This window comes from Streptomyces sp. JH002 (genome assembly GCF_050916115.1).
In the GTDB taxonomy this organism is placed as follows: Bacteria; Actinomycetota; Actinomycetes; order Streptomycetales; family Streptomycetaceae; genus Streptomyces; species Streptomyces xiamenensis.
The window spans coordinates 1,180,301-1,195,309 of sequence record NZ_CP087989.1; the positions used below are offsets into that span (position 1 = coordinate 1,180,301).

The following is a 15,009-nucleotide window of genomic DNA, read 5'->3' on the forward strand; positions in this document are numbered from 1 at the left end:
CGGGGTGGATGTGCGCCTCTCGCCAGGTCAGCCGATCGCGTACCGCTCCTCGACCCGCACCCGCAAGTGCAGGTTCTCGCGGCTGTTCAGATCGTCGAGCACGGCTTTCGCCCGTGATTCCTCGGCCCGCGCGGGCTCTTCACGCCCGAGCCCACGCAGCGCCGCCGCCAGCCAGGTGCGCTGCTGCGCGGCCACGAAGGGGTCGAAGGGCTGCTCCGTGGCGTGCCGCAGGGCCCGGTCCGCCCAGCGCGCGGCTTCCTCGAACTCCCCGACCTCCAGGTGGTACTCGGCCAGCAGCCCGGCCGCGATGGTGCGCTCGTACGGCACCGTGACCGTCTCGTAGTTGGACGTGAACAACCGGTACGCCTGACCGTGCTCCCCGAGATAGAGGTGGCAGCGCCCGAGGTTGTTGATGATCTGGGCGCGGGAGTCCGTGTTCTCCAGATCCTCCGCCTCGGCCAGCACGCGGCGCCCCACCTCCACCGCCTCCGCCAGCCGGCCCGCCGAACCGAGGGTGGGCACCATGTTCATCATCGTGCCCAGCGCCTCCTCGCGCTCCCCCAGCGAACGGAACAGCGCCGTGGCACGCTCCAGCAGTGCCATCCCGCGCGACGCCTCGCCCTGCTGGCCCGCGGCCTTGCCCAACTGCCCGTGGGCCACCCCCTGCGCGAACACATCGCCCTGCCGCTCGCCCACCGCCAGGGCCAGTTCGCACAGCCGCCGCTGGGCCCGCCAGCTCAGCCGCAGCCCGAAGTACGTCTCCAGCGCCCGGACACTCTCCAGCGCGAAGCACGACAGCGGGCGCCCGGCGAGCTCCCGCCCCGTGTCGAACTCCGGCGCCGACAACTGGTCGGCCAGTGCCAGGACATCCTCCAGCACCTCGTCCGTCCACGGCAGCGACTCGTCGACGGAACGGAACGTGCGGCCCTGCGTGAAGCGCGCCTCCCCCCGCGCGTACCGCTTGGCGAAGCTCTGTGCCAGTGCCAGCGGGGCGTTCGAGCGGTGCAGGGATCCCACACACCACCCGGCCAGCCCGGCCAGCGCCTCCCGCGACCGCCCCGGCGGCAGCCGGTCCGCCTGCCAGGCCGCCGCCGACCGCACGAGATCGTGCAGGACGTACACCCCGGGTCTGGGGCAGGTGGCGATCTGGGCGTCGGTGAGCCGCTCCAGTGCCTCCCGGGCACGGCGGACATCGCAGCCGGCCAGTTCCGCCACCGACTCCGGGCTGTAGGAGAGCACGGCGGCCGCGCCCAGCAGCGGGAAGATCCGGGCGGCCGGTGCGTCCCCCAGCTGATCGATGCTCACCATCACACTGGTGCGCAGGTCCAGGTCGTCCACGGACAGTTCGTCCGTCCGCCGCCGCTCGTCGCGCAGGACCGCCGTCCAGTCCGCGACGCTCCACCGGGGCCTGGCGGCCATCCGGTTGGCGATGATGCGCAGCGCCAGGGGCAGATGTCCGCACAGCGTGACCAGTTCTTCCCACTGCGCCGGGGTGCCGCGCTCGGCGGCCCCCTCGGCGATGGACTGGACGAAGGTGATGGCGTCCGCCGTGGTCAGGGTGGACAGATGCAGATGGTGCCCGCCGTGCACCCCGGTCAGCGCGGCGCGGCTGGTGACCAGCGCGGCGCAGCCGGGTTCGGTGGGGAGCAAGTCGGTGACCTGCGCGGCGTCCAGCGCGTTGTCCAGCAGGACCAGCACCCGGCGGCCGGTGAACCACTCCTGGTAGTACGCGGCCGCCGCCTCCGGGTCGGCCGGGATCTCCTTGCCCGCGGCGCCCAGCGACGCCAGCAGCCGCTGCCGCGCCTCGGCGGGCGCCAGCGGCGCGTTGCGCGGATCGGCGCCGCGCAGGTCCACGTACAGCAGTCCGTCGGGGAACCGGTCGGCCACCTCCCGGGCGGCGCGCACCGCCAGCGCGGACTTGCCGACCCCGCCGGGGCCGTCGATCAGGCAGACGGCCGGCGCGGCCACCGCGTCGCTCAACCGGGCACGGATCCGGCCCAGTTCGACGGCGCGGGCGACAAAGGTGGCGATGGCCGGCGGGAACGCCGCCCGGCCACGCGCGGGAAAGGCCGCCGGGGCCGGGGCCGGCGGGGCCGCCGCCGGGGTGGGTTCCGGCACGGGCGCGGGAACCGCCAGCCGCGCGTCGCCGCGCAGGATCAGCCCTTCCAGCTCCCGCAGTTCGCCGCCCGGCTCGATACCCAGTTCGTCCACCAGCCGGCGGCGCGCCTCCCGGTAGACCGACAGCGCCTCCGCCGTGCGCCCGCCCCGGTACAGCGCGAGCATCAACTGCCGCACCAGCCGTTCACGCAGCGGATGGGCGCGCGCCGCGGCGGCGATGTCGTCCACGACGACGCCGTGCTCCCCGAGGTCCAGCTTCAGCCCGAACCGCTCCTCCACCGCGGTGAGATACAGCTCCGTCAGCCGGGTCCGCTCCACGGTGCGCAGCGGACAGTCCGGCAGATCGGACAGCGGGGTGCCGCGCCACAGCCGCACCGCCCCGTCCAGCAGGGCCGCCGCGCCGTCCGGCTCTTGCCCGGCCAGTTCACGGGCCCTGCCCAGCGCGGCGCGCAGCCGACCCAGGTCGGTCTCCTCGTCCCGGACGTCCAGCTGATAGCCGCCGGACACGGTGCGCAGCCGCTCCCCGGGGAGGGCCTTGCGCAGCCGCATGACGTAATTGCGCAGCGTGGTACGGGCGCTGGGCGGTACGTGGTCGCCCCACAGCCCCCGCGCCAGTTCGTCCACCGGAACCACCTGCCCGGCACGCAGCGCCAGGGCGGCGAGCGTGGCGCGCAGCATCGGGGCACTCACGCCGATCTCGGAACCATCGTCGGCCCGCACCTCCAGCGGACCGAGCAGCCGGATGTCCATGGAGCCCCCAAGCGGTCACCCCCGCCGCGTCAGCCGGACGCGGCGGAGCCTGCTGCCGTACCGGACCATTGTCCCGTACCCCGGTGGCAACACCACCCCCGTCCCGGCGCGGTGGCCACCGGCTCCGCCATGACCGGGGTGAACCGTGGGGCGTCAAGGGGTTCTTCGGCCGCCCGGCCGGGTGGGGGACGCCCGGATCTTCGAAGGAGCGCCACGGCCCCGCTGCCGGTGGCCCCGGCGGACGGTCACCATCACCGTGCGCACGGCGGCGCCCCGGGACGCGGGTGACGGGGCACCCTCGTCTCAAGCCTCGCCCGGCGAGCCGGGTGGGCCGGCGGCGCGGCGGTGTTCGGCGTTGATGCGCTGGGCCTCTTCGAGCTGGTCTTCCAGGATGACGATGCGGCAGGCGGCCTCGACGGGGGTCCCCTGATCGACGAGTTCCCGGGCGCGGGCCGCGATGCGCAGCTGGTAGCGGGAGTAGCGCCGGTGACCGCCCTCCGAGCGGAGCGGGGTGATCAGCCGGGCCTCACCGATGGCGCGGAGGAACTGGGGAGTGGTGCCGAGCATCGCGGCAGCCCGGCCCATGGTGTAAGCGGGGTAATCGTCGTCGTCGAGACGGCCGAAGGAGTCGTCCGCTGTCATCTTGCCTCTCTGTGGAACGCCTGGAGGGCCCTGGTGCCATACCGGCACCAGGGCCCTGAAGGAACTGCTACACCATCTGCCGGCCTCTGTTCCGCACCGGCCTTCTTGTTCCGCAGGTCCACCCGGGAGAGGGCGGGAAATGCGGAGATCGCGGATGTGTGACCGGGGATCACCTGGCTCGCGGTGTCCTGCGGTACCGGGCTCATGCCTGCCGCCCGGGCGATCTCGATGGCGCCGAGGTCCTCCGTTCTTCCCTCTGTAACCCTGACTCGTCAAACGGGCACTGCGTACTGTGCTGTGCTGCTGCAGCGGCGACGCCGAGGATGAAGCGCCGCCGCTCAGCCAATTTACCGCTCGCGGTGGCCCCTGATCACCGCGGGCCACCCGGTCCGGTCGTCAGCCCCGTCGCCCTGCGACAACTCCGGCTCCGACGCTCCACCACCGCACCGTCCTGCGAACTGCGTGTACTGCTGCCCGGCAGTTCGTGTCTGCCGGGCTTCCCTGATCTCCGCTACAAGAGAAACCATAACGGCACTGCCGTCGAAAAGCTACTCCAGACGACATAGATTTCTGCCTGCCCGAAGGTGAGAAACCCGCTTCCCGGTCCCGGGGCGCGAAGCTGCTTCGCGCCCGGACAGTTGCGGCCCTCGGAATACCGACCCGCACCGGCTCGAAAGGGCCCCTGGCCCCGGGCCGGTGCACGCGATGTGCACATGCCGAAGCCCGGCACACCGCTGATCGACATGGTCGATCCGGCAGGCCGGGCTGGGAGGCAGGGGCGGGGGCGTCCCGCGCCCCGGTCCCTTACGGGAGCGGGGCGCTCGTGGTCGCGGGCACCGCGTCGGGAAGAGAGCGGCAGGTGAAGCCGAGCCGCGTCATGGCCCGGAGGACCTCACCCGCGCTGAAGTCACGGCGGTCCTGGCGGGTGATGACCTGGCCGACCTGCTTGACCGGGTAGTGGCGGCGGCCGATGATCACCGATTCGCCGGTGATCGGTTCGGGCTTGACGCCCTTCATCGATGCCAGCACGCCGTCCTTGGTGAGCTCGAAGGGGAAACGGGCGATGACGCAGCGCATGTGACCTCACAGCGAGAAGGAGTGGGAAGGGGGTCCGACCGGAGACGTGACGGATCAGTGAGAACGGAGGAGCCCGCCCGGGGCACCGGCCCGCGGGCCGGTGCCCCGGCAGGAGCCCGCGGCGCGCTCGGTCACCGCCGCGGCGGTCATGGCTGAGGGAAACGCCCCGTGGTCACCGATGATGTCGCGCAGGCGGACGCGGTCCGTATACGCGGAGCATTCCCGCACGGCGGCGAGTTCGGCCCGGGTCACCGAGCCGGTGCCCTGGTCGTCCTGGTCACAGACGACCAGTCGGCCCGTGCCCGCGGCGGCCATGACGGCCCAGGCCACCTCGACACTCATGTCGTCACAGACCTGCGGCCCCGCCGGGTCCAGGTCCTGGTCCGGTGTCCTGCGCGCCGGGGCGGGGCTCGCCGGAGCGTACTGCGTCTGAATCGGCGTCACGGGTTCCTCCCAAGGGAAAGGGTCGGTTTCCTGATCAGGAGGTCCTGGCTAGGGCTTGCGTGCGGACGCGCGCCGGGCCGCCGCGGTGGGACGGCGCCTTCCCCGGGAAGAAGCGCTGCTCCTGGGGCGTTCGGTCGCCACCGGTGCCGCGACCACGACCGGGATGCCGGACGGGGCCTGGGCTCCGGTGATCTGGCTCAGGGCCGCGTCGCCCGAGCGGACCTGGGTGGTCTGCGGCTGGATTCCGGCGTCCGCCATGAGCCTGGCCATGGAGCGGCGCTGGTTCGGCGTGACGAGGGTGACGACACTGCCGGACTCGCCGGCGCGGGCGGTACGGCCGCCCCGGTGGAGGTAGTCCTTGTGGTCGGCCGGCGGATCGACGTTCACGACGAGGTCGAGGTTGTCCACGTGGATGCCACGCGCCGCGACGTTGGTCGCCACCAGCGCACTGACGTCCCCCGCCTTGAACTGCGCCAGCGTGCGGGTCCGCTGCGACTGTGACTTGCCACCGTGCAGCGCGGCGGCACGGACTCCGCTCCTGAGCAGATCCCGGGTCAGCCGGTCCACGGCGTGCTTGGTGTCCAGGAACATGATCACGCGGCCGTCACGGGCGGCGATCTCGGTCGTGGCCGCGTGCTTGTCTGCACCGTGGACGTGCAGGATGTGGTGCTCCATGGTCGTCACCGCCCCGGCCGAGGGATCGACCGAGTGCACGACCGGGTCGGTCAGATAGCGGCGCACCAGCAGATCGACGTTGCGGTCCAGGGTGGCGGAGAACAGCATCCGCTGCCCCTCCGGGCGTACCTGGTTGAGCAGCGCGGTGACCTGCGGCATGAACCCCATGTCGGCCATCTGGTCGGCCTCGTCCAGCACCGTGATGTCCACCTGGTTCAGTCGACAGTCGCCCCGGGTGATGAGGTCCTTGAGCCGGCCGGGGGTCGCGACGACGACCTCGGCCCCACCACGCAGGGCGCCGGCCTGCCTGCCGATCGACATCCCGCCCACCACCGTGGCCAGCCGCAGCTTGACGGAGCGGGCGTACGGGGTGAGCGCGTCGGTCACCTGCTGCGCCAGCTCACGCGTCGGCACGAGGATCAGCCCCAGCGGCTGGCGCGGCTCGGCACGCCGGCCGACGGTGCGGGCGAGCAGGGCGAGACCGAACGCGAGCGTCTTGCCGGAACCGGTGCGACCGCGCCCCAGCACGTCGCGGCCGGCGAGCGAGTTCGGCAGCGTCGCGCTCTGGATCGGGAACGGGGCGGTCACACCCTGCTTCCCGAGTTCGGCCAGGAGCTGCTGCGGCATGTCGAGATCGGCGAAGGCCGCGGCGGCGGGCAGCGCGGGGGTGACCGTCTTGGGGAGAGCGAACTCACCCTGCACCGCGGCGTTCCGGTGGCCGTGACCACCCGAGCGAGCGGGCCTTTCGGAACGGCGCGGCGCGGACGCTCCGAAGCGGCCGCCTCCCTTTCCGGCGCCCGCACCGGTGTGACGGGTGCTGACAGAACGGTCTTTCGTACGGGTGCGGTTCATGCGGAACCCTCCTTGATACGGCACATATCAAGGAATCCCGCGGCTATGAGCAGCCCGGAGAATACAAGTATGGACCGATGACAGATAAAGCCCTGACAGGGCCGGATGACGTTTATACCGGTGCGGTTCGAAATACGTGAGGCAATGGAGGCTTCATATCGGCGCGCCCAGCATTCTGGGAAATCATGCGCATTGCTCCGGTTCGCCGAACGAATGAGCACCGGATCACAAAACGCACGGAGCTGGGCTCGTACCCCGAAGGGTACGACCCCAGCTGCGTAACGTGCGTCAGCGTCAGGCCGGAACGATGTTCTCGGCCGTCGGGCCCTTCTGGCCCTGCGCGATGTCGAAGCTCACCTTCTGACCTTCGAGCAGCTCACGGAAGCCCTGGGCCGAGATGTTCGAGTAGTGGGCGAACACATCGGCGCCGCCACCGTCCTGCTCGATGAATCCGAAGCCCTTTTCCGCGTTGAACCACTTCACGGTGCCAGTAGCCATTTCATATCTCCTTTGAGGCAGTATATCGAGGCCCGCATTGCACGAACCCCGTATTGCCGCAATGATCAACCCGCCCGGAAATGACCGGAAATACAAAAGAGCTCTCGACCGGCGAAGCCGGCGAGGGCACTTGAAGTTTCGGGAACCACAACTGCAACTGAGACCGACAGTAGCACACGGGAACAGCGCCTGCCCGGTGAATAATTTCCCGTCACCCGCCACGGAAAAAGCCTCGCCGCACGGCCCGTGAAATTCTTACCTCACGGACACAGATATTGGTTCACGCGGAGTGCAACGTCGCGGTGACAGCGATCGCGCGGAAGCCACCACCGGGAGAACGGCCCGTGCGGCGACAACCGTGCGGAGTCCACGCGGGCGCGCGGCGGACCCCGGCCGTCACCGCTGCTCAGGCGCCTTTGGCCGCGGGCTCCAGGATCGCCACGCACTCCATGTGATGCGTCATCGGGAACAGGTCGAACGCCCGCAGGAAGCGCGGGACGTAGCCGACCGCGCGGAAGTGCGCCAGGTCACGGGCGAGGGCGGCCGGGTCGCAGGCGACGTAGCCGATGCGGCGGGCGCCCAGGGTGGCCAGGTGTTCCACCGTGCGCTTGCCGGCGCCCGCCCGGGGCGGGTCCAGCACGATCAGGTCGGCGCGGGTGATTCCGGTGCGCGGCAGCACCTGCTCGACCCGGCCGTGCTCGATCCGGACGCGGGGGGCGTCCGCCAGGTTGTGCCGGGCGTCCTCCACCGCGCGCTTGGAGGACTCGATGCCGACGACCGCGCCGGTCTCACCGACGCGTGCGGCCAGCGCGCCCGCGAACAGGCCCACGCCGCAGTACAGATCGAGCGCCGTCTCGCCCTTGCGCGGGGTGAGCCCGCGCATGAGGGCGTCCACCAGCAGCTCGGCGGCCTGCGGGTGCACCTGCCAGAAGCCGCCCTCGCCGACCCGCCAGGTACGGCCGTCGGCCCGCTCCCGTACGAAGGTCCGCCCGTGCACCGGGTGCAGGGTGCGCTGCCCGGGGCCACCGCCCTTGCCGCGCTTCTCCTGGGCGCGCATCACGGACACCGGCCGGTCCAGCTCGACCAGCGGCAGCCGCCCGCCGGGGCGCGGGGTGAGCACCACCATGCGGTCGTTGGAGCCGGTCGCGGCGATCGCGTCCACGGAGGCGATCTGCGGCCAGCTGCGTGCCTCGACGCCCAGCTCGCTGACGCCCTCGGCCGCGATCAGGCAGCGGTCGATCGGCTCCACCTCGTGGGAGCGGCTGCGGCGCAGTCCGGCGCGGCCCTCGGCGTCGATCGCGTACTGCACGCGGGTGCGCCAGGCGGGCACCTCGCCGGGGGCGACCTTGTCACCGGGGGCGGGCTCGACCGTGCCGTCCCAGCTGACCTCCTCGGGGGTGACCCCGGCCAGCTGGCCCAGCAGCTCGGTGAGGACCGCGGCCTTGAGCTTGCGCTGGGCGCCCGGTTTCACGTGCTGCCAGTCGCAGCCTCCGCAGCGCCCGGGGCCGGAGAAGGGGCAGGGCGCCTCGATGCGTTCCTTGGCGGGGTCGAGCACGGTGACGGCGTCGGCGCGCAGGAAGCGCGAGTCGGCACGCCCGTCGGTGACGCGGGCGATGACCCGCTCGCCGGGGAAGGTGTGCCGTACGAAGAGGACCTGGCCGCCGGGGGTGCGTGCCACGCAGTGGCCGCCGTGGGCGACCGGGCCGATCTCGACCTCGTACTCCTCGCCGACCAGCGACGCCGCCGTGGGGGTGGATTCAGGCATGGTGGCGACGGCTCCAGAGCGCGAAGAGGGGGTGAGGGAAACAACGGCCGCCCAGTCTACGGGCTCCCCCGCCGCCCGCCGAACGGCAGTGTCCCGCCTCACCGGCCCCCGGCCGGGCACCGTCGCCGTGCCCGGCGGCCCGTAGGCGGGCGGCGCACCGCGTGCCGGGCGCCCGGCCGGACAGTGCGGGGGCGGCCGGGTAGCGTGGTGCCGACGGGCCGGGTAACGGGTACCGGCCGGCGGAGAGAAGGTGCGGGCGCAACGGCTATGCACATCGTGATCATGGGCTGCGGACGCGTCGGTGCGACCCTCGCGCAGACCCTTGAGGAACGGGGGCATTCGGTCGCGGTCATCGACCAGGATCCCAAGGCGTTCCGCCGGCTGGGCTCCGGGTTCGGCGGCCAGCGGGTGACCGGCCCCGGCTTCGACCGGGACATCCTGGCCGAGGCCGGGATGGCGGACGCGGGGGCGTTCGCCGCCGTCAGCAGCGGCGACAACTCCAACATCATCGCCGCCCGGGTGGCCCGCGAGGTGTTCGGTGTGGAGAACGTGACCGCCCGGATCTACGATCCGCGCCGCGCCGAGGTGTTCGAGCGGTTCGGCATCCCGACGGTGGCCACCGTGCGCTGGACGGCGCACCAGATGCTGCGGCGGCTGCTGCCCGCCGGCGCCGAGCCGCTGTGGCGCGACCCCAGCGGCGGGGTACAGCTGTCCGAGGTGCACATCACTCCGGCGTGGGTGGGGCACAAGGTGAGCCACTTCCAGGAACGCACCGGTGTCCGGGTCGCCTTCCTCACCCGGATGGGTGAGGCGATGCTGCCGACGTCGCGCACCGTTCTCCAGGAGGGCGATCTGGTGCACGTGATGATGTACAGCGATCAGGTGGCCGATGTCGAGGCGGCCTGCCTCCAGGGTCCCGACGAGGGGCGGCAGCCATGAGGGTGGTGATCGCCGGGGCCGGCGCGGTGGGCCGTTCCATCGCCGGGGAGCTGCTGGAGAACGGCCACGAGGTGCTGCTGATCGACAACGCGCCCGAGGCGGTCGCGGTGGAACGGGTCCCGGAGGCCGAGTGGCTGCTGGCCGACGCCTGTGAGATCGCCACCCTGGACGAGGCGGCCCTGGAGCGCTGCCAGGTGGTGATCGCCGCCAGCGGCGACGACAAGGTCAACCTGGTGGTCTCGCTGCTGGCCAAGACGGAGTACGGGGTGCCACGGGTGGTGGCCCGGGTCAACAACCCCAAGAACGAGTGGCTGTTCAACGACGCCTGGGGCGTCGATGTGGCGGTCTCCACGCCGCGGCTGATGTCGGCGCTGGTGGAGGAGGCGGTGAGCGTCGGCGATCTGGTGCGGCTGCTGCGCTTCAGCCAGGGCGAGGCCAGCCTGGTGGAGCTCACCCTGCCGCAGGGCGCGGCGCTGGTGGGCACCCGGGTGGGCGAGGTGGCCTGGCCGCAGGACACCGCGCTGGTGACGATCATCCGCGGGGTGAAGGTGCTGATCCCGGATCCGGACGACGCGCTGGCGGCGGGCGACGAGCTGCTGTTCGTCGCCGCACCCGCCCGCGAGGCCCAGCTGCAGGCCCTGCTGTCGCCGCGCCCGCCCAAGGAGGGCGGGAAGAACACCGGGTGAACCGGGGGTTCTGTCCCGGCCGGGACAGAACGGGCGGAGCCGGGAAGGCTAGGGCATCTTCTCCGCGGCGGCCGCCCGCTTGCGCTCCGCCTCGCGCTCCTTCTCGGCCCTCTCCTCGGCCTCCATCTCGGCGACCACATCGATCGGCGCCGGGGCCTTCACCAGGATGATCCAGGTCAGATAGACGGCCAGCAGGAAGGGCGGGATGCCCAGCGCCACCCGCAGCCAGCCCAGCTGTGTGGCGTCCCCCCAGAAGTAGATGGGGAAGGTGATCGCCGACTTGGCCAGCAGGATCGCGCCCCACACATAGCTCGCCTTGACGTAGGCGGCCTTGCGCCCCGGGTTGCGGGTGCGCCAGGAGAGCATCTCGCGGAACACCGGGCCCAGGACCAGCCCGAGCAGGGGCACGCCCGCCGCCGCCGTGGCCACATAGGCGATGCCCAGGCCCAGGGTGTAGAGCATCCCGGGCAGGTAGAAGTTCTTGGCGTCGCCCGACATCATCGCGAAGACCGCGCCGAACGCCACCCCGAAGACGCCGCTGAAGGCGTGCTTGACGGTGTCGCGCTGGATCAGCCGGCTCACCGCGAGCACCGCGGAGATCGTCAGGGCGGCGATCGCGGAGATCTTGATGTCGCGGTTGATCGTGTAGCTGAGGACGAACACCAGGCCGGGCACCGTGGTCTCCACCATGCCGCGCACGCCGCCGAACGCCTCGAAGAACGCCGCCTTGGTGGCCGCCTGATCGGGTGCCTGCGGGGCCATGGGCGGTCGTCCGTCCGGGGACTGCTGGTCAGGTGGGGTCACCTGGCTACTCCTTGTCGAGGGGTCGCAGCTGGTATCGGGGGTTGAACAGCACCGGACGGCCGTGCGCCAGCGCGATCCGTCCGGAGGCGACCAGCTCCCGGCCGGGCACGATTCCGGCGATGGCGGCCCGGCCCAGCCAGACCACCTCGAGCCGGGCGGAGCCGTCGTCCAGCTCGGCGGCCAGGGCGGGCAGCCCCGCCACCGTCCGTTCACTCACCGAGCGCAGCGTACCGGTCACGCTGACCACCGGGCGGCCCGCCGGGCCCTCGGCGCAGTCCCTGATGGGGGTGCAGCGTGCCCGCTCGGCCTCGTCGGCCGCCCGCTCGGCGCCCTCGGCGGCGGCGTGTGCCTCGGCGGCCGACCTGCCGGGCCACCACCGTGGCCGGCCCCGCCGCCTGCCGGGGTGTTCCCCGGCCCTTTCACCCGCGCTCATGCCTTCAGCGTAACGTCCCGCTCCTCCCGCTCAGCGTTCGAAGCGGTAACCCATGCCCGGCTCGGTGACGAAGTGCCGGGGGTGGGCGGGGTCGGCCTCCAGCTTGCGGCGCAGCTGGGCCATGTAGACGCGCAGATAGTTGGTCTCGGTGCCGTACGCCGGGCCCCACACCTCCTGGAGCAGCTGCCGCTGGCTGACCAGCCGGCCGCTGTGCCGGATCAGGACCTCCAGCAGATGCCATTCGGTGGGGGTGAGCCTGATGTCGCGGCCCTCCCGGTGGATCTTGCGGGCGGCGAGGTCGACGGTGAAGTCGGCGGTGTGGATGACGGTGTCCTCCTCGGCGGCGGCCGGCTCCGCTCGGCGTACGGCGGCCCGCAGCCGTGCCAGCAGCTCGTCCATGCCGAACGGCTTGGTGACGTAGTCGTCCGCGCCCGCGTCCAGCGCCTGGACCTTCTCGTCGGAGGTGTGCCGGGCGGAGAGCACGATGATCGGCATCCGCGTCCAGCCGCGGAGCCGGGCGATGACCTCGGTGCCGTCCATGTCCGGCAGCCCCAGGTCCAGGATGACCGCGTCGGGGTGCCGCTCGTGGGCCAGCCGCAGCGCGGTGGCACCGTCCGGGGCGGTGTCCACCTCGTACTGGCGCGCCTTGAGGCTGATCACCAGGGCACGGAGTATCTGCGGCTCGTCATCGACCACGAGTACCCGGTGCATGGGCTCCCCCCTGTTCCCCTTGTTCGGATTCTCGTTCTGCGGGTGTCCCGGCTCCCGCGGCGGCCGGGGCCGGGATGTCGGTGGGCAGGGTGAGCACCATCGTCATCCCACCGCCCGGGGTGTCCTCGGCGTCCAGAGTGCCGCCCATGGCCTCGGTGAAGCCGCGGGCGACGGCCAGGCCGAGCCCCACGCCGTTGCCGCGCGGAATGTCACCGTGCCGCTGGAAGGGCTCGAAGATCCGGCCCTTGTCGGCGTCCGGGACACCGGGGCCGCGGTCGACCACACGCAGTTCGACCTGGTTGCCCAGCGCGCTGCCGCGCACCAGCACCCGGGTGTCCGGCGGGCGGTACTTCACCGCGTTCTCCACGATGTTGGCCACCGAGCGCTCCAGCAGCCCCGGGTCGGCGGCCACCCACGGCAGCGACTCGGGGACGTCCAGGTCCACGACGTCCACGGGCACCCCGGCCAGGGCCCGCAGCACCACCTCGTCCAGGCCGGTGCGGCGGATCAGCGGCCGTACGGTGCCGGTGTGCAGGCGGGACATGTCCAGCAGGTTGCCCACCAGCTGGTCCAGGCGGTCGGCGCCGTCCTCGATGCTCTCCAGCAGTCCGGCGCGATCCTGCGGGGACCACTCCACGTCGTCCGAGCGCAGCGAGGACACCGAGGCCTTGATGGCCGCCAGCGGGGTGCGCAGATCGTGCGAGACGGCGGCCAGCAGCGCGGTACGGATGCGGTTGCCCTCGGCGAGCTTGTGTGCGCGGGCGGCCTCGGTCAGCAGCCGCTGCCGGTCCAGGATGGTGGCGGCCTGCGCGGCGAACGCGCTGAGCACCCGCCGGTCCTCGGCGGGCAGCACCCGGCCGGAGAGCACGAGCATGGTGTGCTCGCCCACCGGCACGTCGACGTCGGCGTCCTGGGGCCGCAGCAGCGGGCGGGGGTTGTCGGCGATGGCGGAGACACTTCCCACACAGCGCCAACGACCGCCGTCGTGATCGCGTTCCAGCAGCGCGGCGCAGTCCATGCCGAAGGTCTCCCTGGCGCGGCCCAGCAGGGCGCGCAGGGTGTCCTCGCCGCGCAGCACGCTGCCGGCGAGCACGGTGAGGGTCTCGGACTCGGCGCGCAGCCTGGCGGCCTGCTGGGTGCGCTGGGCGGACATGTCGACCACCGAGGCGACGGCCAGGGCGATGGCGAAGAAGATCACGACGGTGATCACGTCGTGGCCGCTGCCCACGCCCCATTCACGCAGCGGTTCGGTGAAGAAGTAGTCGAGCAGCAAGGTGGCCAGCGCGGCGGAGACCAGGCCCGGGTAGAAGCCGCCGACCAGGGCGGCCAGCACGGTCACCGACAGGAACAGCAGCACGTCGCTGGCGAACTCGGCCAGCGGCCGCGGGGGCGCGGCCAGCAGCACGGTCAGCAGGGGCGGGCCGGCCAGGCCGATGAGCCAGCCGGCGACGGTACGGGAGCGGCCGAGCCGGGCGCCCCGGGCGTTGGGCAGGCCGCGCCCGCGCGCCACCTCGGCGTGGGTGACGATGTGAACGTCGAGGTCGGGTCCGCTGTCGCGGGCGACGCTGGCGCCCACGCCGGGCCCGAAGGCGTACTGCCAGGTCTTGCGGCGGGAGGAGCCGAGCACGATCTGATTGGCGTTGACGCCGCGGGCGAAGTCCAGCAGGGCGCTGGATATGTCGTCGCCGATGACGTGGTGAAAGGTTCCGCCGAGCTGTTCCACCAGGGTGCGCTGGCTGGCCAGTTCGCGCGGCGAGACGGCGGTGAGCCGGTCGGCGCGCGAGACGTGGACGGCCAGGATCTCGCCGCCGGAGCTCTTGGCGGCCATCCGGGCGGCCCGCCGGATGAGGGTGGAGCCCTCGGGCCCGCCGGTCAGCGCCACGACGATGCGTTCACGGGCGTACCAGGTGGAGCGGATGCCCTGCTCGGTGCGGTAGCGCTGGAGGTACGCGTCGACCCGGTCCGCGGTCCACAGCAGCGCGAGTTCGCGCAGAGCGGTGAGGTTGCCGGGACGGAAGTAGTGCGAGAGGGCCGCGTCCACCTTGTCCGGGGCGTAGATGTTGCCGTGTGCCATCCGGCGGCGCAGCGCCTCGGGGGTCATGTCGACCAGTTCGATCTGGTCGGCACGGCGCACCACGGCGTCGGGCACGGTCTCGCGCTGCCGTACCCCGGTGATGGCGGCCACCACGTCGGCCAGGGACTCCAGGTGCTGGATGTTGACGGTGGAGATGACGTCGATGCCGGCGTCCAGCAGGGTGTCGATGTCGCGCCAGCGCTTGTCGTGCCGGGAGCCGGGGGCGTTGCTGTGGGCGAGTTCGTCGACGCAGGCCACGGCCGGGGCGCGGCGCAGGACGGCCTCGGTGTCCATCTCGCCGCGGCCGGCCCCGGGGGGCGGGCGGCGCGGGACGGTCTCCAGGCCGCGCAGCAGGGCCTCGGTGCGGGGCCGGTCGTGGGTCTCGACGAAGCCGACGACGATGTCGGTGCCCCGCTCGGCGCGGCGGTGGGCCTCGCTGAGCATGGCGTACGTCTTGCCGACCCCTGGGGCCGCCCCCAGGTAGATGCGCAGTGTGCCGCGGCGTGCCATGGATCCATTGTCCGTGTCCGGCCGGAAAGCA

13 protein-coding genes are annotated in these 15,009 nt (G+C 72.3%); 2 read left to right on the forward strand and 11 right to left on the reverse strand.

The window, feature by feature from the left end; all coding sequences use genetic code 11:
• Positions 1-27: 27 nt before the first annotated feature.
• From H7827_RS04980 to H7827_RS05010, 7 genes are all read right to left on the reverse strand, one after another.
• Positions 28-2,868, reverse strand: a complete 2,841-nt coding sequence (locus H7827_RS04980) for a BTAD domain-containing putative transcriptional regulator (RefSeq protein ID WP_432742998.1) — start codon at positions 2,866-2,868, stop codon at positions 28-30.
• 303 nt (positions 2,869-3,171) lie between these two features.
• Positions 3,172-3,510 carry a MerR family transcriptional regulator gene (locus H7827_RS04985; protein WP_386533762.1) on the reverse strand — a complete coding sequence of 113 codons (339 nt, stop codon included), beginning with the start codon at positions 3,508-3,510 and terminating at the stop codon, positions 3,172-3,174.
• An 804-nt stretch (positions 3,511-4,314) separates the two neighbouring features.
• The gene (locus tag H7827_RS04990; protein ID WP_043177201.1) at positions 4,315-4,587 is read right to left on the reverse strand and encodes an SCO5918 family protein; all 273 of its coding nucleotides are present in this window, start codon (positions 4,585-4,587) and stop codon (positions 4,315-4,317) included.
• A 54-nt stretch (positions 4,588-4,641) separates the two neighbouring features.
• Positions 4,642-5,031 carry a CBS domain-containing protein gene (locus tag H7827_RS04995; protein WP_432743000.1) on the reverse strand — a complete coding sequence of 130 codons (390 nt, stop codon included), beginning with the start codon at positions 5,029-5,031 and terminating at the stop codon, positions 4,642-4,644.
• A gap of 48 nt (positions 5,032-5,079) precedes the next feature.
• Complete coding sequence (locus H7827_RS05000; RefSeq protein ID WP_432743002.1) at positions 5,080-6,558, reverse strand: DEAD/DEAH box helicase; 1,479 nt, start codon at positions 6,556-6,558, stop codon at positions 5,080-5,082.
• Between the two features lie 294 nt (positions 6,559-6,852).
• Positions 6,853-7,056, reverse strand: a complete 204-nt coding sequence (locus tag H7827_RS05005) for a cold-shock protein (RefSeq protein WP_030730357.1) — start codon at positions 7,054-7,056, stop codon at positions 6,853-6,855.
• 406 nt (positions 7,057-7,462) lie between these two features.
• On the reverse strand, positions 7,463-8,821 hold the full coding sequence (locus H7827_RS05010) for a class I SAM-dependent RNA methyltransferase (protein ID WP_432743005.1): 1,359 nt from the start codon (positions 8,819-8,821) through the stop codon (positions 7,463-7,465).
• 267 nt (positions 8,822-9,088) lie between these two features.
• Here H7827_RS05010 and H7827_RS05015 point away from each other — a divergent pair, with 267 nt between their 5' ends.
• Positions 9,089-9,760, forward strand: a complete 672-nt coding sequence (locus H7827_RS05015; RefSeq protein ID WP_030730351.1) for a potassium channel family protein — start codon at positions 9,089-9,091, stop codon at positions 9,758-9,760.
• Complete coding sequence (locus H7827_RS05020; RefSeq protein ID WP_030730348.1) at positions 9,757-10,446, forward strand: potassium channel family protein; 690 nt, start codon at positions 9,757-9,759, stop codon at positions 10,444-10,446. The genes H7827_RS05015 and H7827_RS05020 overlap by 4 nt, the downstream gene beginning before the upstream one ends.
• Positions 10,447-10,494: 48 nt before the next feature.
• Here H7827_RS05020 and H7827_RS05025 read toward each other — a convergent pair whose 3' ends face one another.
• The 4 genes from H7827_RS05025 to H7827_RS05040 are packed head-to-tail and all read right to left on the reverse strand — an operon-like array spanning position 10,495 to position 14,978.
• A complete protein-coding gene (locus tag H7827_RS05025) occupies positions 10,495-11,208 on the reverse strand; it encodes a DUF3159 domain-containing protein (RefSeq protein WP_386533892.1) in 714 nt (237 codons plus the stop codon).
• Between the two features lie 46 nt (positions 11,209-11,254).
• On the reverse strand, positions 11,255-11,683 hold the full coding sequence (locus H7827_RS05030; protein WP_030730342.1) for an OB-fold nucleic acid binding domain-containing protein: 429 nt from the start codon (positions 11,681-11,683) through the stop codon (positions 11,255-11,257).
• Positions 11,684-11,713: 30 nt separating this feature from the next.
• A complete protein-coding gene (locus H7827_RS05035) occupies positions 11,714-12,394 on the reverse strand; it encodes a response regulator (RefSeq protein WP_386533744.1) in 681 nt (226 codons plus the stop codon).
• A complete protein-coding gene (locus tag H7827_RS05040) occupies positions 12,369-14,978 on the reverse strand; it encodes an ATP-binding protein (RefSeq protein ID WP_043177200.1) in 2,610 nt (869 codons plus the stop codon). Before H7827_RS05040 ends, H7827_RS05035 begins: the two co-directional genes overlap by 26 nt.
• Positions 14,979-15,009 lie beyond the last annotated feature (31 nt).